The following is a 22,246-nucleotide window of genomic DNA, read 5'->3' as shown; positions in this document are numbered from 1 at the left end:
GAGACTCGGTACGAGCGACCGATCTCGTGGTCCGGGACGCGAGAACCGTCGCTCAGCCCGAGACTCGGGCCCGACGCCGCGAGACTCGAGCCCGGCGCCACGAGACTCGGGCCCGGCGCCGCGAGTCTCAGGCCGGTAGGGACCAGTCGACCGGGTCCGCGCCCTGCGCCACGAGCAACTCGTTCACCTGCGAGAACGGCCGGCTGCCGAAGAACCCGCGCCGCGCGCTGAGCGGCGAGGGATGGGCGGACGCGACGACCGGCGTGTCCCCGAGGATCGGCCGCACGGACGCGGCCTGGGCACCCCAGAGCACAGCGACGAGGGGCCGACCCCGAGCGACGAGCGCCCGGACCGCCTGATCGGTGACGGCTTCCCACCCCTTGCCGCGGTGGCTGCCGGCCTCACCCGCGCGGACCGTCAGCACGCGGTTCAGGAGCAGCACCCCGCGCGACGACCACGCCCGGAGGTCGCCGTGAGCGGGCGGCTCGACCCCGAGGTCCGCACGGAGCTCCGTGTAGACGTTCGCGAGGCTGCGCGGGACGGGACGGACCCCGGGGTCGACCGCGAAGGACAGGCCGATCGGGTGCCCGGGCGTCGGGTAGGGGTCCTGCCCGAGCACGAGCACGCGGACCTCGTCGAACGGATCGCGGAAGGCCCGCAGCACGTCGGCGCCCGCGGGCAGGTACGGCCGACCGTCGGCGACCTCGGCGCGCAGCCAGGCACCCATCCGGTGCACGTCGTCCTCGACGGGCGCCAGGGCGGTGGCCCACCCGGGGTCGACGAGCTCCGCGAGGGGCTTCGGTTCCACGACGACTAGGCGCCCATGGTGGCGACGGACACGGACTCCTCGCCCGCGATCACCCGCCAGACGCTGCCGGTCCCGCGGACCTCGAGCGCGCCCTCGCCGACGACGAGCGTGGTGTCCTCGTCGATCGCCAGCCCGGCCGCGACGAACTCGGCCTCCGCGCTCGCGATGAGGCGGGCGAGGGTGCCGGCCTGAGCAGCGTGCACGTCGACCGTGAGGTCGATGAGCCCGAGGCCCTCGCGCAGCTCGACCTCGTCGAGCCCCTCGGAGGCCTCCTCCGGGCAGATCTCGACGCCGCCGATGCGCCACCCGCCGACGAGTGCGCGGTCCGCGGCGATGACGGCACCGGCCGAGTAGCCGAGGTAGGGCAGGCCGTCGCTCACGAGCAGCCGGACCTGGTCCACGATCGGTGCGATCGCGTCGAGGTAGTCGGGCGTCACACCGCCGGCGACGACGAGGGCGTCGACGTCGCTCAGCACGGTGGTGTCGAACGCCGCGCCGGCCGCGACCTCGGTCACGACGGTCTCGGCCAGGCGTGCGCCGCCGAGGGTCTCGGCGATGTCCGCGGTGCTCGACGGCGAGGACCCGTCGGCCCGGGCGACCGAGAGCACGGCGATCCGAGGGGTCGTGCGGCCGACGGCGGCGGCACGCGCGGTGGCCTCGGCGGTGAACGGCGCAGCGACGTCCGCCGCGGCGAGGAGTCCCCCGCCGACGAGGTGGATGCTCACGACTCGGCCGTCACCGGGGCGAGGGCGCTCCACGGGAAGGTGATCCACCCGTCGACCCGGCGCCACACGTGGTCGGGTTCGAGGACGGTGCCGGGCTTGGAGTACAGGCACGCGCTGCGGACGTCGGCGCCGGCGTTTCGCGATGATGTCGACGACGAGGCGCAGGGTGCGGCCGGAGTCGGAGACGTCGTCCACGACGAGGACCTTCTTGCCGGCGAGGCTCGGGGCGTCGAGCGCGGGGGCCAGGATCACCGGCTCCTCGAGGCGCTGCTCGACGTCGGTGTAGAACTCGACGTTGATCGAGCCGCACTCCTTGGTGCCGAGCGCGTAGGCCACGGCACCGGCGATGATGAGGCCGCCGCGGGCGACGGCGACGACGACCTCGGGCTCGAACCCGGACGAGAGCACGTCCTTGGCGAGCAGGCGTGCGGCGTCGCCGAACTCCAGCCAGCCGAGCACCTCGGGCCCGCTCGTGACGGTCACGGTCGACGGAGCCTGGGCCACGGGCTCGGGTTCGCTGCTGATCGGCATCCGACCACGGTACCGGCACGGACCCCGCCGCCGCGACCCGCAACCCGACCCCGGGCGCGTGCCCACCAGCAGCACCCCCGCGACCCGAGGCCCGACCCCGGGCGCGTGCCCACCAGCAGCACCCCCGTGACCCGAGGCCCGACCCCCGACCCGCTACCCCCGCGGCCGGAGCTCGCCCCGGGCCAGCTTGTGCTGCGCCGACTGCGCGACCGGCCGGACGGTCACGAGGTCGAGGTTCACGTGCCCCGGGAGCTCGACCGCGTGCACGATCGCCTCGGCCACGTCCTCCGCGACGAGCGGTTCGGGCACGTCGTCGTACACCGCGGCCGCTTTCGCCTCGTCGCCACGGAACCGGGTCAACGCGAACTCGTCGGTCTTCACGAGGCCGGGGGCGATCTCGACGACACGGATCGGCTCCCCGTTCAGCTCGAGGCGGAGCGCGCCCACGAGCGCGTGCTCGGCGAACTTCGCGGCGTTGTACCCGCCGCCGTTCTCGTAGGCGACGTGGCCCGCCGTCGACGTCACGGTCACGACGTCGGCGTGCCCCGCGGTGCCGGCGGTCGACCGGAGCGCGGGCAGCAGCGCGGCGATCACCTGCTTGGTGCCGATGACGTTCACCTCGAACATCGCACGCCAGTCGTCGACGTCGGACTCCTCGACCGAGGCGGACCCGAGCGCTCCGCCGGCGTTGTTCACGAGGACGTCGAGTGCGCCGGTCTCCGCCACGCGTGCGGCGAGCGCCGCGACGTCGGCCGGGTCCGTGACGTCGACGACGAGGTAGGTCGCGCCGGTCTCCGCGGCGAGCGCCTGCAGCTTCGCCTCGCGTCGGGCGACGGCCAGGACGTCCCACCCGCGGGAGCGGAAGAGCCGGACGGTCGCGGCCCCGATGCCCGAGCTGGCTCCGGTGACGACTGCGCGACGAGATGCCATGGGTGTTCCTCCGAACGCCTGGGTGTGGGACACGGGTGTGGGAGACAACCGTACCGATCACGGCGCCCCGTCAGCCGGTAGCGTGGCGGGCCATGACGAGAGAAGCCGCTCCCGTGGCCCCGACGCAGGGCCTGGAGCCCGGACGGTCGGTGCAGCGCATCCCGATGTGGGACACCGCACGCTTCCTCGCGGTCACGCTCGTCGTCATCGGCCACGCGATCCAGCGGCAGACGGGTGCGAGCGAGCACGCGTTGGCGCTCTACACGTTCATCTACGCGTTCCACATGCCGGCGTTCGGCGTGATCAGCGGCTACTTCTCCTCGGCGGCGACGCCCACCGCGGACCGGATGAAGCGGACGATCACGGACATCGTCGTGCCGTACATCATCATGCAGACGATCTGGACGGTGGTGCAGGCCGTCGTCGAGGGCGGCAAGCAGTTCAACCCGACGCAGCCCACGTGGACGCTCTGGTTCCTGCTCGCGCTCGGGATCTTCCGGCTGATCCTGCCGTACCTGGCGCAGCTGCGATGGCCGCTGTTCTGGGCCGTGGTGTTCAGCATCGGTGTGGGGTACTTCGACAACGTGGACTCGACGCTGTCGCTGTCCCGCGCGATCAGCCTGCTGCCGTTCTTCCTCGTCGGCTGGCCGGTGAAGCAGTGGGGGGTGTTCGACCGCTGGTACGACGCTCCCCGACGGACCGTGGTCCGGGTGCGGATCGTCGCGGCGGCGGTGTTCGCGGCGTGGGCGGTGTCGTGTGCGGTCTGGATCCCGCAGTTCAAGGAGTTCGACCTGCACCACTGGTTCTTCTACGACGACTCGTACTCGGGTCTCGGGGAGGACGCCTGGTGGGCCGGGGCGGTCCGCCTGGGCCTGATGCTCCTCGCGGCGGTGCTCACGGCGTCGTTCCTGCTGCTCGTCCCGCGGCGTCGCGTCTGGATCACCCGGTTCGGCGCGGCGACGATGTACGTGTACCTGCTCCACACGTTCGTCCTCTACCCGATCCGCGAGTCCGGCGTCCTCGCCGGGGAGCACTCGGCGTGGCCCTACGTGCTCCTCATGGTCGTGGTCGCATGCGCCGTCAGCCTCTTCCTGGCGCAGCCGTTCGTCCGTCGCGGGATGCGGTGGCTGCTGGAGCCGAAGGTGGACTGGTTGTTCCGGAAGGAACCCGTCGCGTAGACGATCGCACGGTGCGAGCCCGCCCGTGCACGGTGCGAGGTTCCGCACTCGGTGCGGGGTCCGCGGGGTGCCACCGTGCGTGGAACCTCGCACCGAGGGTCGCGGCGCGCTGCCTCGCCGCCGCCACCCGGCCTGGAGGCGCGGCTCGCCGCCGCCACGTCCGTTACGTCGTGAGGCGGGCACGCTGGTGCCCGCCCGGCCACCTGCGTACCGTGACGTGCGACGCAGCGTTGCCCGGGCCTCCCGGCCGGTGCGCCGCCCGTCCCGACCACCGCACCCGACAGGAGCACCGATGAGCACGAACGACGCCGCCGCCTGGCGGTTCGAGACGACCCAGGTCCACGCCGGCGCACAGCCGGACCCGACCACGGGTGCCCGCGCGACGCCGATCTACAAGACGACCTCGTACGTGTTCGAGAACTCGGACCACGCCCGCGACCTGTTCGCGCTGGCACAGCCGGGCAACATCTACTCCCGGATCATGAACCCGACGAACGACGTCGTGGAGCAGCGGATCGCCGCGCTCGAGGGCGGGTCCGGCGCGCTGCTGGTGTCGTCGGGGCAGGCGGCCGAGACGTACGCGGTGCTCAACATCGCGGGTGCGGGTGACCACATCGTGTCGTCGTCGTCGATCTACGGCGGCACGTACAACCTCTTCAAGTACACGCTGGCGAAGCTCGGCATCGAGACGACCTTCGTCGAGGACCAGGACGACCCCGAGGAGTGGCGTCGCGCGGTCCGGCCGAACACGAAGCTGTTCTTCGCGGAGACCATCGGCAACCCGAAGATCAACGTCCTCGACATCGCGACGGTCGCCGGGGTCGCGCACGACGCCGGCGTCCCGCTCATCGTCGACAACACGATCGCGACGCCGTACCTCATCCGTCCGTTCGAGCACGGCGCCGACGTCGTCGTGCACTCGGCCACGAAGTTCCTCGGCGGCCACGGCACCGTCATCGGCGGGGTCATCGTCGACGGCGGGACGTTCGCCTGGTCGGAGCACCCCGAGAAGTTCCCCGAGTTCAGCACGCCGGACCCCTCCTACCACGGCGCGGTGTTCTCGCAGGCGGTCGGCGACCAGCTGGCGTACATCATCAAGGCGCGGGTGCAGCTGCTGCGCGACCTGGGGGCGTCGAACTCGCCGGACACGGCGTTCGCGCTCCTCCAGGGCATCGAGACGCTGAGCCTGCGGATCGAGCGGCACGTGTCGAACGCGCAGGAGATCGCCGAGTGGCTCGACCGGCACCCGGACGTGGCCTCGGTCTCGTACGCGGGCCTGCCCACCTCCCCCTGGTACGCCGCGGCGACGAAGTACGCGCCGAAGGGCGTCGGGGCCGTGCTGTCGTTCGAGCTGAAGGGCGGCGTGGACGCGGGCAAGGCGTTCGTCGACAACCTGCAGCTGTTCTCGCACCTGGCCAACATCGGTGACGTGCGCTCGCTCGTGATCCACCCGGCGTCGACCACGCACTCGCAGCTCACGCCCGAGCAGCAGCTGACGACCGGGGTCACGCCGGGGCTCGTCCGCCTGTCGGTCGGGATCGAGAACATCGAGGACCTCCGGGCCGACCTCGAGGCCGGGCTCGCCGCGGCCCGGGCGGAGTCGGAGCGCTTGCGCGCCTAGCGCCGGGTCCGGGCGGGGCCGCGCCGTGAGCCCGCCGCGGCCGCTGCGGAACGACGCCGCCGCTGTCGAACGACAGCGGCGGCGTCGTTCGTTGCGCACGCAACGATTGCGCGCGCGGGGCGACGACATCGCCGTCGTCGCACGACGACGGCGATGTCGCACAACAGCGTCCGGCGCCGCAAACGACCGCACACCGGACGCCGCGCCACCCGCAAACGGGACACCGGACGCCGCGCCACCCGTAGACCAGAACCCGCACCGCCGCCGGCCGCGCCCGCACCGCCGCGGGCCGCACCCCGGAACGCGCGCGACCACCGCGACCACACGCCCGGGGTGACGTAACACGGCGGCGGCGACCCGCGCCTCCCGGCAGACTGGTCGGACGATGGACTGGCAGACGACCCCCGAGGACTCCGTGCCGTCCTCCCTCGTGCCCGGCGCCGAACTCGGCACCCTCGGCAAGCCACCCGTCACCGGCGCCTGGCGTCCAGGCGACCACCCCGGGAACCGTCGCTTCGAGAACACGGGAGAGCACTGGGTCCGCGGGGGACGACTGCCCGCGGTCCGGGTCGCCTACGAGACCTGGGGCACGCTCTCCCCCGAGCGGGACAACGCCGTGCTCGTGTTCCACGCACTGACCGGTGACTCGCACGTCGCCGGGAGCGCCGGCCCCGGACACCGCACCGCCGGCTGGTGGGGCGACGTCGTGGGTCCCGGGCGGGCGATCGACACGGACCGTTGGTTCGTCGTCGTGCCGAACATGCTCGGCAGCTGCCAGGGCACGACCGGGCCGTCCTCGGTCGCGCCGGACGGGGTCGAGTGGGGCTCGCGCTTCCCGTTCGTCACCGTGCGCGACCAGGTCGCAGTGCAGGCGCGGCTGGCCGACCGACTCGGCATCGAGCGCTTCGCGGGCGTCGTCGGCGGGTCGATGGGCGGGATGCACGCCCTCGAGTTCGCGATCACCCACCCGGACCGGGTCGCGCGGTTGGCCGTGCTGGCCTCGACGGCGCAGACCACCGCCGACCAGATCGCCGCCAACTCGCTGCAGCGCGCGGTGATCCAGATGGACCCCGGGTTCGCCGGCGGCGACTACCACGACGCCGGCCCCGGCGAGGGCCCGCACCGCGGCCTCGCGCTCGCCCGACGCATGGCGATGCTGACCTACCGCGCATCCGACGAGCTGAACGGTCGGTTCGCGCGCTCGTGGCAGAGCGACGTGTCCCCGCTCGGCGACGACGGCCGGTTCTCGGTGGAGAGCTACCTCGACTTCCACGGCAACAAGTTCACCCGGCGGTTCGACGCGAGCTCGTACGTGACGTTGACGCACGCGATGGACTCGCACGACGTCGGGGCGGGGCGGGGCGGTGTCGACGCGGCGCTCGCGCAGGTCTCGGCACGGACGCTCGTCGTCGGGGTGTCGAGCGACCGCCTGTTCCCGGTCGAGGACCAGCACCGCATCGCCGCGGGCATCCCGGACACCGTCGACGGCGACCGGGCAGCGGTCATCGAGAGCGAGTTCGGGCACGACGGCTTCCTCATCGAGCACGAAGCGGTCGGGGCGCACCTCCGACGGCTGTTCGGATGAGGCGGCTGCGGGCACGCGGCCGCTGCCAGCCGTTCCCATCGCACCTGCGATCACGATTCGACCCCATCCGGCGTGGCATGGCGCGCCGAACACCCCCCAACGGGTGCCGTGCGTGGAATGATGGCGTGGTGCTCGGCCTGACCGAGTCTCGACTTCACCAGCTCGACCGCACAGGACATCGATGGATCTGATCGCACAGGAACGCGACCGACTGCTCCGGTCGACCACCCGTGTCGTCGGCATCGTGTGCGTCGTGATCAGTGTCGTCGCCGTGCTGTCCTCCCTCGCCGTCCCCCTCGGGCTGCTCGTCGGGGCCCTCGCGTGCATCGCCGCGATGATCGTCGGCTTCGTCGTCTTCGGGTCGACCGGCTCCGTCTGGTGGACCGCCGTCGTCCTCGCGGGCGGCCTCGGAGCCCTCGCGATCCTGCTCCTCGGCGTCGACGACACGGTCCGGCCGGTGATCGCGAGCGCGGTCCTCCCGCTCGCGGCCGGCGGCATCTCGGCACCCCTCATGGCGCAGCGCGGTCACCCGGTCGGCCTCGGGCTGACGATCGTCGCCGGTGCCGCCGTGGTGGTCGCGATGATCTGGGCGACCGGCTCGTTCTTCTCCGCGCCCGTGGGCGGTGCGCTGCTCGGCTGGGTGCTCATCGCGGTCGTGACCGTCTGGATCTCCCGGAGCATCCCCCGCGTGGCGCGACGGATCTACAGCATCGGCACCGCCCACCGTGCCGAACGCCAGGCGAGCGAGACCGAGGCACAGCGCCGCCAGGGCGCCCGGCTCCTGCACGACACCGTGCTGGCGACGCTGACGCTCCTCGCCCACTCCGGCGTCGGCGTCTCCGAGCAGGCCATGCGTGAGCAGGCGGCCGAGGACGCCCGGCTGCTCCGCCACCTCCGCCTCGGAGCGACCCCGCAGCCGCAGCAGTCCGGCGACTACTCCCTCACCCGCGAGGAAGAGTCGCCCCTCGGACAGACCCTCGAGTCCGTGAAGCAGCGCTTCGGGCGGATGGGCCTCGAGGTGAGCTGGCACGGCACCGGCCAGGTCCTCCTGCCGTCGAACGTGCTCGACGCCTTCCTGCTCGCCCTCGGCGAGTGCCTCGAGAACGTCCGTCGCCACGCCGGCGTCGGCGAGGCCCACGTCACGATCGTGCACGACAACGAGATGGTGCGCGCGATGGTCACCGACTCCGGAGTCGGCTTCGACCTCACCAACGTCAGCGCCGAACGGCTCGGCTTCAAGGAGAGCGTCGTCAACCGTCTCCGCGAGGTCGGCGGCGACGCGAAGCTCTTCTCCGCGCCGGGGTCCGGCACGACCGTGGTCCTGGAGGCCCCCCGATGAGGCAGCAGGAGGCAGCACCGTGAGCCGCGTCCCCGAGGACACCATCAGCCGCGGACTGCCCGGCGAGACCGTGCAGCCCGCTCCGCGGACCCGCCGGGAGGCCCGTGAGCGGTACCGGGGCAGCGAGCGTCGGCAGGCGCGCGGCCTCCCGTCGACGTCCACCGGTGCCCGTTCCCTCCGGCAGGCGGCGAAGCCGGGTGCGAGCCTCGGCGCGGGCTACCTCGGCGCGGGTGCGGCGGTCCTCACCGCGATCGAGGCGGTCGCCGGCATCGTGTTCTTCCTCGTGCGCTGGCCGGAGTACACCGACCCGTGGCTCCCGGCGGCGGCGTGGGGCCTGTACGTCGTCGCGGCGCTCGGGGTGGGGCTGAGCCTCCTCACCTACGGCGAACGACTCACCGGCGTCGCGTTCGCCCTCATCGGCGTAGTGCTCGCGTGCGTGGTCACGCTCGACTTCATCGGCATCTGGCCCGACCACGACATCGCCCACCTCGCCACCGCATCGGTCGCCGCGGGGTTCGCCCTCCTCCCGATCGCGTCGCTCCGCCCGGCGCGGGAGGTCGCGGTCGCGATCGTCGTGCTCGGCGCCGCGTTCGTCGTCATGTGCCTCGTGTCGAGCCCGGTCACGCCGGACACGCTGCCGGGCATGGTGTCGCTCGTGGCCTTCGTCGTCGTGCCGCCGTCGATCGCGCTCTTCGTGGTCCAGCGGTTCCGACAGCTCGTGCAGCGGGAGCTCGACCGCGTCCTCGTGCAGAGCAACGTCCAGGCGCCGCAGTTCGCCCTGGGCATGCTCGCGTCGGACGAGCTCGCCCGGCTCGACCTCGCGGCCGAGAAGCTCCTCGACGCCGTCGCGAACGGGTCCGACCCGCTGCCGCTGTCCGACGCCTCCGCCTCGGTCGCGGCCTCGCTCGCGACCGAACTGCGCCTGCACCTCATCGAAGGCCGCCGCGAGACCTGGCTCTACCACGCGATCACCGAGTCCGACCACCTCGGGCGGGCCGTGAGCGTCGCCGACCCGGCCTCGCTCGCCGGGCACCTCTCCCCGGCGCAGCGCGACGGCCTCCTGCAGGCCCTGTGGCAGATGGCCGGCGACGGGCGCACCGCACAGCCCGGCCAGCCCGTCGTCTCCGTCACGCTCGGCCCGGTCGGCTCGGACGGGCACCCCGTCACGGACGAGACGATGGACGTCCCGATCGTCATCGAGTCCAGCAGCGTCAGCCGACGCCGACTCGGCCCGGCCACCTGGAGCGCGCTGCAGCGCATCGGCCCGTTCACGGAGGCCGTGCAAGACGGCTCGCTCCGCATCGTGTCGCACTGCGTCGTCAACCGCCACCCGACGATGTAGCCGGTGCGGACCCGGCTGGGACCCGAAACCAGCGGACACCCTGACCAGCCTGCCCGTACCGTGCGTTCGGTCCCCCTAGGATCGGCACAGCCCCCGAGAAAGGACGCCAGATGGCGACTCCAGAGGAACCGATCCGACTCGCGCTCGTCGACGACCACAAGATGCTCCTCGGCGCACTGACCGAGTGGATCCGCAGCGCCGCGGACGACATCACGCTCGTCGCCGCGGTCACGACCTGGCCGGAACTGCTCACCAGTCCCGCGTTCCCGGTCGACGTGGTGCTGCTCGACCTCGACCTCAAGGACTCGATCCCGGTCTCGCTGAAGATCTCGACGCTCAAGACCGCCGGGGTGAAGACCGTCGTGATGAGCACGTACTCCGAGCCCAACGTCGTCCGCGAGGCGCTGGCGGCCGGCGCGCTCGGCTACCTCGTGAAGAGCGAGGACGCCGAGATGATCGTCGAGGCGATCCGGTCGGCCCAGCGCGGCGAGCAGTACGTCTCCGCCGAGCTCGACCTGGCCATCAACTCCGGCGACGTCGGCGGCGTGCCGAAGCTCAGCGCCCAGGAGCGCCGCGTCATGGCCCTCTACGGCGGCGGCGAGCCGGTGAAGAGCGTCGCGTACCAGCTCGGCATCTCCGAGGAGACTGCGAAGAGCTACCTCAAGCGCATCCGTGAGAAGTACCGTGTCGCCGGCTTCGACGTCGGCACCAAGGTGGCGCTGCGGAAGCGGGCGATCACCGACGGCATCATCGTGCAGGACGGCAGCCCGCTCGGGCTGTAGTCGCCCGGGTCGCAGCCCGCTCAGGCGGCAGCCCGCTCGGTGCGACGCGTTCGCACCGTCGCACAACCGAAGTCACCCAGCACCGCGCAACCGCGTGGTTCGGGGTGACTTCGGTTGTGCGAGCGCGAAGCGCGCCGACAGCGGACGCCGACGACCGCGCCGACAGCGGACGCCGACGACCGCGGCGCGCCGACGGCGACGGCGGCGCCGCGGCGTCCGTCGCGCCGGCGTCAGACGGTGGGCACCGGCGCGGTGATCGGCCCGGTGGACGGGTGCGAGGAGCGGAGCGCGGCACGAGCGCCCGACCGACGCTCCACGCCGTAGCTGATCGCCGTGACACCGACGCCGAGCAGCGCGAGCACGATACCGAGCCACGCCGGGGCGAGGAAGCCGAACCCGGCAGCGATCACCGCGCCACCGAGCGCCGCGCCGAGCGAGTTGCCGATGTTGAACGCCGAGTGGTTGAGCGCCGCGGCGATCGTGCGCGCGTCACCGGCGACGTCCATGAGCCGCGACTGCACGGCCGGCGGGATCGCGGACGACGTGGCGCCCAGCAGGAACGCGCCGGCGACCATGCCGACCGTCCACTGCGCGGTCAGCACGGTGAGGAGCAGTGCACCCACGAGCGCCAGCAGGCCGACGTAGATCGTCCGCTTCACGCTGTGGTCGGCCAGGTGTCCGCCGACGACACCACCGACCACCATGCCCAGCCCCACGACGACGAGCACGAGCGGGACCGCGGACTCGCTGAGCCCGGTCACGTGCTGGACCAGCGGCGAGATGTACGAGTACACCGCGAAGAAGCCGCCGAAGCCGATCGCCCCGAGGCCCATCACGATCCAGAGCTGCGGCTTCCGGAACGCGCGGAGCTCCCGACCGATGGTGGCGTGCTCGTCCCGGGGCGACCGGGGCACGAAGGCCGCCACGGCGAGGAACGTCGCCCCGAACAGCGCCGCGACGACGCCGTACGCGGTGCGCCAGCCCGCGACCTGGCCGACCCAGGTGATCGCCGGGACACCGACGACGTTCGCGACGGACAGGCCGAGCATCACCATCGCGATGCCCTTGCCGCGCTTGCCGGGGCCCATCATGTCCCCGGCGACGATCGACGCGATGCCGAAGTAGGCCCCGTGCGGGAGTCCGGCGACGAACCGCGCGACGAGCACGAGACCGAACGTCGGCAGGACCGCGCTCGCGACGGTGGCCAGGACGAAGCCGACGAGCAGCACGAGGACGAGTCCCTTGCGCGGGAACTTGGCGGACATCGCCGCGATCGTGGGCGCGCCGACGACGACCCCGAGTGCGTAGGCGCTGACGATCCAGCCCGCGTGGGCGACACCGGCGTCCGGGTCCGCCGCGTACTGGCCCGGCAGGAGCGCCGCCGCGATGTTCGGCAGGAGCCCCATCGCGACGAACTCGGTCGAACCGATCGCGAACCCACCGAGGGCGAGGGCGACGAGCGCGGCAGTGCGGCGCGCAGGCGTGAGGTTGGTCATGGTGCCTGTTCTCGGACGGGAGGTGGGTCGAGCGGGGCGTCACGCGCTCGAGGTGTCGCGCGTTCCCTGCCGACCGGCTCGCCGTCGACGGGTGGGCACCAGCACTCGGAGGGCGTCCCGGTTCGGCGTCGAACGGGTGACGGGACGGCCGGGCCGACCCGCTCCCAGCAGTGTAGAACGCTCCAACGGCCGGACGGAAGACGACAGGCCGAATCGATTCGACCGACACCCGGCGCCCTCGGGCGACCTCGACGGGCCAGCCGGTGGGTCAGGCCGCGCGGCGCTCCGTGGTGCTCGGGGCGGCAGCCGCGGACTCGGGCAGCTCGTCCCGGTGGACCCAGCCCGCACCGCACTCGGAGCAGGTCGCCCAGGCGTGCTCGCCGGCGTCGTCCACGTCGATGACGACCGAACGCAGGTCGCAGTCGGGGCACCAGCCGTCGTGCATCATGAGCAGCTCCTCGTCGTCGTGCGGACGCCTGTCGCGTCCGTCACCGACAGGAGACACCTGACCACCGACATCCGCGGGAGGCGTGCGGCGTGTCGTCGGCGCGCAGAGCGGTCGATCAGCACACCCACCCGCGACCAGCGCGAGCTCGCGCACGCTCAGCGGTCCAGCGCCGCCTCGAGCCGCTCCACCTTGCCGTCGATCTCCCCCGCGTGCCCGGGCCGGATGTCGGCCTTGAGCACGAGCGACACCCGCGTGCCGAACGGTGCGACGGCCTCGGTCGCACGCTTCACGACGTCCATCACCTCGTCCCACTCCCCCTCGAGCTCCGTGAACATCGACGAGGTGCGGTTCGGCAGGCCGCTCTCGCGGACGACCCGCACGGCGGCGGCGACGGCGCCGTGCACGGACCCGTCCTCGGTTGCGGCGGGACCACCGGACGGTGCGACGGAGAACGCGACGATCATGCGTCCATCCTGCCCGGCTCGAGCCGGGAACGCGACGACGGAGCAGCGGACGCCAGCGACCCCCGCGCCCGCCCCCGCGCCCCGAGCCGCACGAGCTCGACCACGCCCCACACCAGCACGACGACCTCGAGCACGTTCCGGAGCGTCAGCACCACGAGGATCCACGGCTGCACCGTCAGGACCTGGTCGTAGTAGCCCGGGTAGACGAGCTGCGTCAAGAAGGCCATCGGGAGCGCCAGCAGGGCCAGCGGCAGGAACCGCCTCGCGCTCGGCCGGCCCGCGACGAGCCCCCACACGACCGGCACGGCGAACCAGCCGATGTACTGCGGAGACCCGACCTTGTTCGTCGCGACGAGCGCGGCGACGAGCACGAGTGCGAGCAGCGGCGCGGCCTGGGTCCGGGAGGCACCCCGCCGGACCGCCCGGAGCGCCAGCACGACCCCGGCGAGCACCACCAGGGCCATGAGGGGCGTCGACACCGCCGCCGCCGCGTGGGTGCCGGCGCCGGACACCTCGAAGGTCAGGATCTCGCGGTCGTAGTAGACGGCGGCCCCCGGCACGTGGGCGGCGGCAGCCCACAGGAACGGGGTCGCGAGGGGCGACTCGATCTGGAGCGCCCGACCGCCCTGCTCCCCGATGAACGAGAACAGGTAGGGTGCACCGCCGTAGAGCACGTCCACGAGCACGATGAGCGCCGTGGTCACGAGCGCACCGACGACCACGCCCCGCCGACGTCCGCGCCGCAGGAGCGCCAGGACGCCCACGAGCGCGGCCGGCCACACCTTGGTCCACGCGGCGGCGGTGAACAGCACGGACGCGACCGCCGGACGGGTGGCGACGAACGCGACCCCGGCGAGCGCGAGCACGGTCGCGATGCTGTCGATCCGGCCGAGCGCGATCGGGCCGAGGGCGAGCAGGAAGACGAGCCACCACCAGACGACACGGACCCGTGCCGCACCGACCCAGGTGCGGTGCCGCCAGAGCAGCAGGCACGCCGCGGCGTCGAGGAGCACCACGAGGACGAGCCAGCCGGTCCCGATCGCGGCGACGCCGCCGAGCGCCGCGGCCGCCATCGGCACGATCGCGAGGATCGGGTACACCCAGGCCTCGTCGACGCCGACCCAGAAGTGCGACTGCTGCCCCGTCTCGATCCACCGTCGGTAGGTGATGGTCACGTCGCCGAGCGGGAGGTTGGCTGACACCGTGGTCAGCCACCACAGCGCGGCGTGCACGGCGACGAAGGCCGCTCCGAACAGGACGGGCTCGACCCAGGCTCTTCGCTGCACCGGACGAGCGTACCCACCCGCACCCATGGAGCACCGGGGAGCGCGTCGCCGGCCGCGACCCGACAGCCGGCCTGGAGGCACGAGGCGGGCCCGCCACGAGCCTCCCGGCCGTCACGTGGTGACGTCACGACCGATGCGGGACGGCCGATGGTCACCTCGCGACCGACGCGCGACGACCGCACCGCTGTCGTGCGACGACGACACCGTCGCCACACGGCGGCCGAGGTCCTGCCGGGCGGTGGTCAGGCCGCGTCGCCGTCGACCGCGAGGTCGCGGACGACGCCGGGCAGCTGCTCCACGAGCGCCGTGATCGGGAAGGGCCCACCACGGGAGGCGCGGCGCGCCGCGAGCCCGTGCACGACCGCGGCCGTGGCGGCGAGGTGTGCGAGGTCCGACGGCGTCAGCGCGCTGCCCGCCGCCTCGACGGCGCCCTGGCGGCCCGCGACGAGCGCACCGAGCACGCCGCCGAGCGCGTCGCCGGCGCCGGCGGTCGCGAGCCAGGGGGTCGCCGAGGACGCGACGAGCGCGACGCCGCCGTCCGGGGTGACCACGTGGGTGCGCTCCCCCTTGAGGAGCACGACGCTGCCGGTCTGCCGTGCGGCACGGAGCGCGGCGGCGGCCGGGTCGGCCTCGACCTCCTCGCGGGACTCGCCGAGGAGGGAGGCGGCTTCGCCCGCGTGCGGCGTGAGCACCGCGAGCGGGCCCAGGTCGACGAGCGGGATCGCACCGGCGTCGACGACGACCGGGACGCCGTCGTCGGAGGCGTGTCGGAAGGCGTCGGCGGTCGCGTCGTCGAGGTCGTCGAGGGACGGGGCGGAGATGCCCGACCCGACGAGCCACGCCTGGACGCGTCCGACGCCGGACACGGACTCCGGTCGACGGGTCAGCACGTGGTCGGTGGCGCGCGTCGGACCGACGTAGCGGACCATGCCGACCCCGGTGTGCACGGCCGCGTCGACGCCGAGGACGGCCGCGCCCGGGTACCGGTCGGAGCCCGTCGCGACGCCGAGCACGCCGCGGCGGTACTTCGTCGACTCGCCGTGCGGCACGGTCAGCCAGCGGGCGGCGTCGGACGGTCGGAAGGGCACGGGCTCGCTCATCGTGCCCACAGTACGGTGGGGCGCATGAGCCTGTTCCTCCCCGGTCGCGTGGTGGTCTTCGACTACGGGGAGGTGATCAGCCGGACGCCGCACGCGTCCCGGGACGCCCTCGTCGCTGCGACCGGTGTGCCGGGCGAGGAGCTGTTCCCGGTGTACCAGGAGCTCCGGCACGACCTCGACCGTGGCGACCTCTCCGTGCTGGCCTACTGGCGGGCGATCGGCGACCGGGTCGGGCGACGCTGGAGCGTCACGGACGTGCACCGGTTCTGGGCGATCGACTTCACCGGCTGGTTCGAGGTCGAGCCGGAGACCCTCGCGCTCGTGGAGGAGCTGCACGACGCCGGCACCCGGCTCGCACTCCTGTCGAACGCCGGCTTCGACTTCGGCGACCCGTACCGCCGATCGCCCATGGGATCGCTCTTCGAGACGGTCGTCGTGAGCGCCGAGGAGCACGTGCTGAAGCCCCACGCATCCATCTACCGAGACACGTGCGCACACCTGGGAATCACGCCCGCGCAGATGGTGTTCGTCGACAACAGGGCCGAGAACGCCGCCGGTGCGGAAGCGATCGGGGCGGTCGGCCACCACTACACGTCCGCCGCCGGGCTGCGGACCTTCCTGCAGGACCTGGCGACGACGACCCCCGAAGGAGCACCCGCGTGACGCACGCCCTGTTCGAGCCCATCACCATCCGCGACCTCACCGTCCGCAACCGCATCTGGGTGTCGCCGATGTGCCAGTACTCGGTCGAGGCGCAGGACGGCGTGCCGACTCCCTGGCACCTCGTGCACCTCGGGTCGTTCGCGAAGGGCGGCGCGGGTGCGGTCGTGGTCGAGGCGACCGGGGTCGTGCCGGAGGGCCGGATCAGCCCGCAGGACCTCGGGCTCTGGAACGACGAGCAGCGTGACGCGTTCCGTCCGATCGTCGACTTCATCCACTCGCAGGGAGCCGCCGCCGGCGTGCAGCTCGCCCACGCCGGCCGGAAGGCGTCGACGTTCCGCCCGTGGGAGTCCACGCGCGGCTCGGTGCCGGTCGAGGACGGCGGCTGGCAGACCGTCGCGCCCTCGCCCGAGGCGTTCGACGGCTACGCGGTCCCGCGGGAGCTCGCCGCGGAGGACGTCCGGGTGCTCGCCCTGTCCTTCGCCGCATCGGCACGCCGCGCGATCGAGGCCGGCTTCGACCTCGTCGAGGTGCACGCGGCGCACGGCTACCTCCTGCACCAGTTCCTGTCCCCGCTGTCGAACCACCGCGAGGACCAGTACGGCGGCTCGCTCGAGAACCGTGCCCGCGCCCTGCTCGAGGTGCTCGACGCGATCCGCGCCGAGGTCGGCGACGGCTTCCCCGTGGTGGTCCGGTTCTCCGCGACCGACTGGGTCGACGGCGGCCTGACGCTCGAGGAGACCACGCAGGTCGCGCGGTGGGCGGCCGAGCACGGTGCCGACCTCGCGGACGTGTCGACCGGCGGCAACGTCGCGAGCGCCCCGATCCCGGTCGGCCCCGGCTACCAGGTGCCGTTCGCCGCGGCCGTCAAGCGTGACGCGGGCATCGGCACGATCGCCGTCGGGATGATCTCCGAGGGGTTCCAGGCCGAGCAGATCGTCGCGACCGGGCAGGCCGACGTCGTGATGGTCGGGCGGGAGTTCCTCCGCGACCCGTCGTTCCCGCTGCGCGTGGCGGTCGAGCTCGGCGTGCACGTCGACTACGAGCCGCAGCAGTACCACCGAGCACGGGTGACCGCCTAGGACGACGAGGGGCAGCTCGGGATGTTGTACATTACATACTTCACCTCGAGCAAGGAGCCCAGTTGTCCCACCCCCTCATCCGTGTGCAGCACGGTCGTCTCGCTGTCGTGGTGGCGTGCATCGTCGGCGGAGCGCTGTCGGCGACCTCGGTGACGGGTGCCGTCGCGGCCCAGCCGACCACGACCGCGACCGCGACCGCGCGGAGCGGCGCAGCCCAGGCGGCGCCGCTCCCCCGTGCCGCCCCGCCGTTGCACGCGGTCGCGACGTTCCTGCCCGACCGGTCGCGTGAGCTCGTGGTCGAGGGCAGCACCACGCCGGGCGACCGGGTCACCGTGACGTCCACGGACACGGACCTCACCGGGGTCGCAGCGACCGCCGACCCGTCCGGTGCGTTCCGGATCCCTGTGCCTGCCGAGCACCTCTCCGGGGAGCACGCGTTCCAGGTGTCCGACGCGGCCGGACCGTCCACGACGGTCGACGCCGACTTCGGCGACGCCGTCACGATCACCAGCCCGGCCGACGGCGCGGGCGGTGTGGACGTGCCGTTCACCGCGACGGGTACCGGAGAGCCGGGGTCCGACGTCTCGCTCACCTTCGACGACCACGTCGTGAGCGGTGCGGTCGCCGCGGACGGACACTGGTCGATCCCCGTCGGCCCGGACCCCGTGTTCGCCGTGACGCACCCGACGGCCGACGACACCACGGTCGAGTACGGCGGCGACCTCCCGGCGATCGGCGGGACCGGGCTGCCGGGGTCGACTGCTCGCGTCGTGCTGCGTGACACCGCCTCCGGTCGAGCGGTCACGAAGACCGCGACGGTCGGGACGGACGCGCTCTGGAACCTCCCGCTCGACGACGACGACGTCGTGTTCCCGAACCGGTACGAGGTCGCTGCCACGGCGTGCGCCCCGACCTGCGGGACACCGACACCGCGCTTCACGCTGGCGGCCGCTGACGACGCCTTCACCATCGAGTCGCCCGCTGCCGGCGCGGTGGTCACGACCGACCGCTTCGTGACCTTCACCGGACGGGGCATCCCCGGAGCCCTCGTCGACCTGTCGGTGGGCGGCACGCCGGCCGACGGCCAGGCCCGCGTGCTGTCGGACGGCACCTGGTCCTTCACGACGGCGTTCGACGCCAGCACCGCGGGAGCGGTCTCGGTGCGTGCGGGCGGCGAGTACGGCAGCGCCACGTCGACGGTCGAGGTCCGCGTCGGCGACCCCGCCGCACAGCAGTTCGCGATCACGTCCCCGGTGGCCGGCTCGTCCGGTCCGGCGATGCCAGGCAACTACGTGATGGTCGAGGGAACCGGCCCGGCGGGCGAGCGCATCGTCCTCGGACCCGACTCGAGCACGACCCAGCGGACCGTCATCGGGGCCGACGGCACATGGCGCTTCCTGACCCGGCTGACCGGCACCGGCCCGCAGACCGTGACGGTCCGCCGCGCCGACGGGACGGACGCGCGCCGGTCGTGGACCACGACCGCGCGTCCGACGGCGACGGACACGTTCTCCGTCACGGCACCCGTCGAGCGCCTCGGCGTCCTCGCCGGCTACGACCCCGTGGTGTACGCCGGGACGGGTCGGGCCGGGGGAACGGTCCGGCTGGAGGGCCGCCCGGAGACCGCCGTCGTCGGACCGGACAACACCTGGACGCTCGAGGTGCCGTACGACACCTCGACCGTGTGGGGCGTCACGACCTCGACGCTCGTCGGGCCCGACGGCGAACGGGTGACGCGGACCTTCTCGAACGACGTCGTCACGCAAGACCTCTTCCGCGGTCCGGACACGCCGGTCAACTTCTCGACCGTCGACCGTGACGCGGACGGCACCGTCCGCGCCGTGGGACCGGCGTACGACTTCCCCGTCGTGCACGACGAGTCCGGGGCGACCATCGGACGGTTCGATCTCATCCCGGGCACCTTCGACGCGTTCTTCGACTTCCGGGTCGGAGCGGGCACGCACCGTTTCCTCCTCGACGCCCAGGGGCACAACGACTACCGGCTCGAGTTCACGGCGCGCTGAGCCGGTCCCGGACCGGTGCCACGGGTCGTGCGGTCCCCGCGGGCCGCACGACCCGCACCTGTACGTCCTCACGGCTCCGACACCCCCGACGCAGTACGATGGTCAGCACTGTGGACGATCCTCCGAACGCATCTTCGCCCTCCCACTCATCCGCCGCTCACACAGTGAGCAGCCCCTCCCCGCACGTTCCGGGAGGTGAAGAATGAGTCCGATCGACGTCGTCATGCTGATCGGCGGGATCCTGCTGACCCTCGGCACGGGGGTCTTCGTCGCGTCCGAGTTCGCGCTCGTGAACCTCGACCGCGCCGACGTCGAGGCTCGGCGCGACCGCGGCGAGACCGGCCTCGCACCGGTCATCGGTGCGCTCAAGGTCACCTCGACGCACCTGTCCAGCGCGCAGCTCGGCATCACCCTGACGACGCTGCTCACGGGCTACCTGCTCGAGCCCTCGATCGCCACGCTGCTCGAAGCGCCCTTCCTCGCGCTCGCGTTGCCGGAGACCGTCGTCGAGACGGTCGGGTCGATCGTCGCGCTCGTCATCGCCACCCTGCTGTCGATGATCCTCGGCGAGCTCGTGCCGAAGAACTTCGCCCTCGCGCTGCCGCTGCAGACCGCGAAGCTCGTCGTCCCGCTGCAGATCGCGTTCACGACCGTGTTCAAGCCCGCCGTGGCCGTGCTCAACGGCACCGCGAACGCCGTCCTGCGGGCGATGGGCATCGAGCCGCAGGAGGAGCTCTCGGGCGCGCGCAGCGCCGAGGAGCTCACCTCGCTCCTCCGCCGCTCGGCGTCCGAGGGCTCGCTCGAACAGGACACCGCGACGCTCCTCCAACGGACGATCTCGTTCTCGGAGCTCGACGCCGGCGAGGTCATGACCCCGCGGCCCCGGCTCTCGACCATCCGGGTGTCGGACTCGGCCGAGGACGTCATCGCCCTCACCCGGCGGACCGGGTTCAGCCGCTTCCCCGTCATCGAGGAGGACGCGGACGACGTCGTCGGCATCGTGCACGTCAAGCAGGCCGTCGCCGTGCCCCGCGAGAAGCGTCCCGAGGTCCCGGTCGGCGCACTCATGACGGACGCCGAGCGCGTGCCCTAGACCATGCCCGGTGACGCCCTGCTCGCCGAGGTCCGCAGCCGCGGCTACCAGATGGTGATCGTCGTCGACGAGTACGGCGGCACCGCCGGGGTCGTCACGCTCGAGGACCTCGTCGAGGAGCTCGTCGGCGAGGTGTCCGACGAACACGACCGGCTCCGCATCGACGTCGTCCGGTCCCGCGGCTGGCTGACCTTCCCCGGACTCCTCCGCCCCGACGAGCTCGAGGACCGCGCAGGGGTCACGGTGCCGGAGGACGGCGCCTACGAGACCGTCGGCGGGTTCATCATGTCGACGCTCGGTCGCCTGCCGGTCGTCGGTGACGAGGTGGCGATCGACGGGGGTGTGTTCCGCGTCGAGCGCCTCGACGGCCGCCGCGTCGACCGCATCCGCTGGACACCGACCGCGCCGGAGCCCGCCGTGGCGGCCGCCGAGTCGGCACCCACCGCGTCGACGTCGACCGCGTCGCGCACGGCCGGTCGCCGGAAGACCTCGCAGTCCCCCGCGACCGGCATCATCATCCCCGCGACCCGGTCGACCCCGACCGTGGACGACACCTCCGCGAAGGGCGGCACCCGATGATCCCCGTCACCGTGCTCGCCGCCGGAGGGTCCGCCTCGACGACCTCCGACTGGTGGGGCATCTTCTGGCTCGTCGTCCTCCTGCTCGGCAACGCCTACTTCGTCGCGGCCGAGTTCGCCGTGATCTCCGCCCGACGCTCGCAGATCGAGCCGCGTGCCGAGGCCGGGTCGAAGGCGGCGCAGATGACGCTCTGGGCGATGGAGCACGCCACGCGCATGCTCGCCACCACCCAGCTCGGCATCACGGTCTGCTCGCTGCTCATCCTCAACGTGTCCGAGCCGGCGATCCACCACCTGCTCGAGGGCCCGCTGCACCTGACCGGCTGGAGCGTCGAGGTCATCGGCGTCGTGGCGTTCGTGTTCACGCTGCTGCTCGTGTCGTTCCTGCACGTCGTGTTCGGCGAGATGGTCCCGAAGAACATCTCGTTCTCGATGCCCGACCGCGCCGCGCTCATGCTCGTCCCGACGCTCTGGTACATCGGCCACGGCCTGCACTGGGTCGTCGTCGGCCTGAACGAGGCCGCGAACGGCGTCCTGCGCCTGTTCGGGGTCGAGCCGAAGGACGAGGCGGTCAGCGCCTTCACCGTGGAGGAGGTGCAGACCATCGTCGAGCAGTCCCGCCGTGAGGGCACGCTGGTCGACGACGGCGGGACCCTCCGGATGGCGTTCGAGTTCACCGAGAAGCAGGTCCGCGACGTCGCCGTGCCGATGGCGGAGCTCGTCACCCTGCCGGAGGACGCCACCCCCGGCGACGTCGAGCGAGCGGTCGCGCAGCGCGGCTTCTCGCGGTACGTGCTCGTCGGCGAGGACGGCTCCCCCACGGGCTACGTGCACGTGAAGGACGTCATCGACCTCCGCCCCGACGAGTACGACGACCCGGTGCCGCCGAAGCGCATCCGGCAGCTCATCTCGCTGTACACCGAGACCGACCTCGAGGACGCCCTCGCGACCATGCGCGGCGCCGGCCGCCACGTGGCCCGCGCGTTCGACGCGGAGGGTCGCACGCTCGGCGTCCTGTTCCTCGAGGACATCCTCGAGGAACTCGTCGGCGAGGTGGAGGACGCGACGCGACGCCGCTGACGGACGGGAGGCGCGGTGCCAGCTGGCACCGCGCCTCCCGTCCGTCCTGGGGTCGCGACCCGAGACTCGACGTGAGCGACAGGACTCGCGCTGA

The 22,246-nt window shown here is 72.8% G+C and carries 18 protein-coding genes and 2 pseudogenes; 11 read left to right on the top strand and 9 right to left on the bottom strand.

Annotated elements, in window-relative coordinates; all coding sequences use genetic code 11:
- Positions 1-127: 127 nt before the first annotated feature.
- The 4 genes and pseudogenes from IEY20_RS00700 to IEY20_RS00685 form a co-directional block, all read right to left on the bottom strand.
- Entirely contained in the window at positions 128-808 is a 681-nt protein-coding gene (locus IEY20_RS00700; RefSeq protein ID WP_175329084.1) for a uracil-DNA glycosylase, read from the bottom strand.
- A gap of 5 nt (positions 809-813) precedes the next feature.
- Positions 814-1,581, bottom strand: a complete 768-nt coding sequence (locus tag IEY20_RS17390; RefSeq protein ID WP_373290322.1) for a Type 1 glutamine amidotransferase-like domain-containing protein — start codon at positions 1,579-1,581, stop codon at positions 814-816.
- A pseudogene (locus IEY20_RS00690) lies at positions 1,530-2,064 on the bottom strand (phosphoribosyltransferase). Before IEY20_RS00690 ends, IEY20_RS17390 begins: the two are co-directional and overlap by 52 nt.
- Positions 2,065-2,217: 153 nt before the next feature.
- Positions 2,218-2,994 carry an SDR family oxidoreductase gene (locus IEY20_RS00685; protein WP_175329082.1) on the bottom strand — a complete coding sequence of 259 codons (777 nt, stop codon included), beginning with the start codon at positions 2,992-2,994 and terminating at the stop codon, positions 2,218-2,220.
- Between the two features lie 92 nt (positions 2,995-3,086).
- Here IEY20_RS00685 and IEY20_RS00680 point away from each other — a divergent pair, with 92 nt between their 5' ends.
- The 6 genes from IEY20_RS00680 (at position 3,087) to IEY20_RS00655 (ending at position 10,841) form a co-directional block, all read left to right on the top strand.
- Positions 3,087-4,172 carry an acyltransferase family protein gene (locus IEY20_RS00680; protein ID WP_188888842.1) on the top strand — a complete coding sequence of 362 codons (1,086 nt, stop codon included), beginning with the start codon at positions 3,087-3,089 and terminating at the stop codon, positions 4,170-4,172.
- Positions 4,173-4,464: 292 nt separating this feature from the next.
- A complete protein-coding gene (locus IEY20_RS00675) occupies positions 4,465-5,793 on the top strand; it encodes a bifunctional o-acetylhomoserine/o-acetylserine sulfhydrylase (protein ID WP_175329080.1) in 1,329 nt (442 codons plus the stop codon).
- 385 nt (positions 5,794-6,178) lie between these two features.
- Positions 6,179-7,378, top strand: a complete 1,200-nt coding sequence (metX, locus tag IEY20_RS00670) for a homoserine O-acetyltransferase MetX (protein WP_188888840.1) — start codon at positions 6,179-6,181, stop codon at positions 7,376-7,378.
- Positions 7,379-7,559: 181 nt separating this feature from the next.
- Positions 7,560-8,717: a sensor histidine kinase gene (locus tag IEY20_RS00665; RefSeq protein ID WP_188888838.1), complete on the top strand. Its 1,158-nt coding sequence runs from the start codon at positions 7,560-7,562 to the stop codon at positions 8,715-8,717.
- Between the two features lie 19 nt (positions 8,718-8,736).
- The gene (locus IEY20_RS00660) at positions 8,737-10,059 is read left to right on the top strand and encodes an MHYT domain-containing protein (protein WP_175329077.1); all 1,323 of its coding nucleotides are present in this window, start codon (positions 8,737-8,739) and stop codon (positions 10,057-10,059) included.
- A 110-nt stretch (positions 10,060-10,169) separates the two neighbouring features.
- Positions 10,170-10,841, top strand: a complete 672-nt coding sequence (locus IEY20_RS00655; RefSeq protein ID WP_175329076.1) for a response regulator — start codon at positions 10,170-10,172, stop codon at positions 10,839-10,841.
- A gap of 230 nt (positions 10,842-11,071) precedes the next feature.
- Here IEY20_RS00655 and IEY20_RS00650 read toward each other — a convergent pair whose 3' ends face one another.
- The 5 genes from IEY20_RS00650 to IEY20_RS00630 form a co-directional block, all read right to left on the bottom strand.
- Positions 11,072-12,337, bottom strand: coding sequence for an MFS transporter (locus IEY20_RS00650; protein ID WP_175329075.1), 1,266 nt, complete (start codon positions 12,335-12,337; stop codon positions 11,072-11,074).
- Between the two features lie 268 nt (positions 12,338-12,605).
- A complete protein-coding gene (locus IEY20_RS00645; protein ID WP_148286059.1) occupies positions 12,606-12,785 on the bottom strand; it encodes a hypothetical protein in 180 nt (59 codons plus the stop codon).
- A 155-nt stretch (positions 12,786-12,940) separates the two neighbouring features.
- Positions 12,941-13,249, bottom strand: a complete 309-nt coding sequence (locus tag IEY20_RS00640; protein ID WP_175329074.1) for a thiamine-binding protein — start codon at positions 13,247-13,249, stop codon at positions 12,941-12,943.
- On the bottom strand, positions 13,246-14,535 hold the full coding sequence (locus tag IEY20_RS00635) for a glycosyltransferase 87 family protein (protein WP_175329073.1): 1,290 nt from the start codon (positions 14,533-14,535) through the stop codon (positions 13,246-13,248). Before IEY20_RS00635 ends, IEY20_RS00640 begins: the two co-directional genes overlap by 4 nt.
- 242 nt (positions 14,536-14,777) lie before the next feature.
- Positions 14,778-15,635 (bottom strand): ADP-dependent NAD(P)H-hydrate dehydratase, encoded by an 858-nt coding sequence (locus IEY20_RS00630; RefSeq protein ID WP_175329072.1) that lies wholly within the window; start codon positions 15,633-15,635, stop codon positions 14,778-14,780.
- A gap of 24 nt (positions 15,636-15,659) precedes the next feature.
- Here IEY20_RS00630 and IEY20_RS00625 point away from each other — a divergent pair, with 24 nt between their 5' ends.
- The 5 genes and pseudogenes from IEY20_RS00625 to IEY20_RS00605 all read left to right on the top strand — a co-directional run bounded on the left by IEY20_RS00625 (position 15,660) and on the right by IEY20_RS00605 (position 22,152).
- Positions 15,660-16,298 (top strand): HAD family hydrolase, encoded by a 639-nt coding sequence (locus IEY20_RS00625; protein WP_175329071.1) that lies wholly within the window; start codon positions 15,660-15,662, stop codon positions 16,296-16,298.
- The gene (locus IEY20_RS00620; protein WP_022902607.1) at positions 16,295-17,377 is read left to right on the top strand and encodes an NADH:flavin oxidoreductase/NADH oxidase; all 1,083 of its coding nucleotides are present in this window, start codon (positions 16,295-16,297) and stop codon (positions 17,375-17,377) included. Before IEY20_RS00625 ends, IEY20_RS00620 begins: the two co-directional genes overlap by 4 nt.
- A gap of 62 nt (positions 17,378-17,439) precedes the next feature.
- Positions 17,440-19,401 carry a hypothetical protein gene (locus tag IEY20_RS00615; RefSeq protein ID WP_188888836.1) on the top strand — a complete coding sequence of 654 codons (1,962 nt, stop codon included), beginning with the start codon at positions 17,440-17,442 and terminating at the stop codon, positions 19,399-19,401.
- Between the two features lie 202 nt (positions 19,402-19,603).
- A pseudogene (locus IEY20_RS00610) lies at positions 19,604-21,073 on the top strand (hemolysin family protein).
- Positions 21,070-22,152, top strand: a complete 1,083-nt coding sequence (locus IEY20_RS00605; RefSeq protein WP_175329069.1) for a hemolysin family protein — start codon at positions 21,070-21,072, stop codon at positions 22,150-22,152. The pseudogene IEY20_RS00610 and the gene IEY20_RS00605 overlap by 4 nt, the downstream one beginning before the upstream one ends.
- Positions 22,153-22,246 lie beyond the last annotated feature (94 nt).

The sequence above is a fragment of the Curtobacterium luteum genome (genome assembly GCF_014646995.1).
GTDB classification, from domain to species: Bacteria; Actinomycetota; Actinomycetes; order Actinomycetales; family Microbacteriaceae; genus Curtobacterium; species Curtobacterium luteum.
This window is presented reverse-complemented; position numbering and strand designations above follow the sequence as displayed.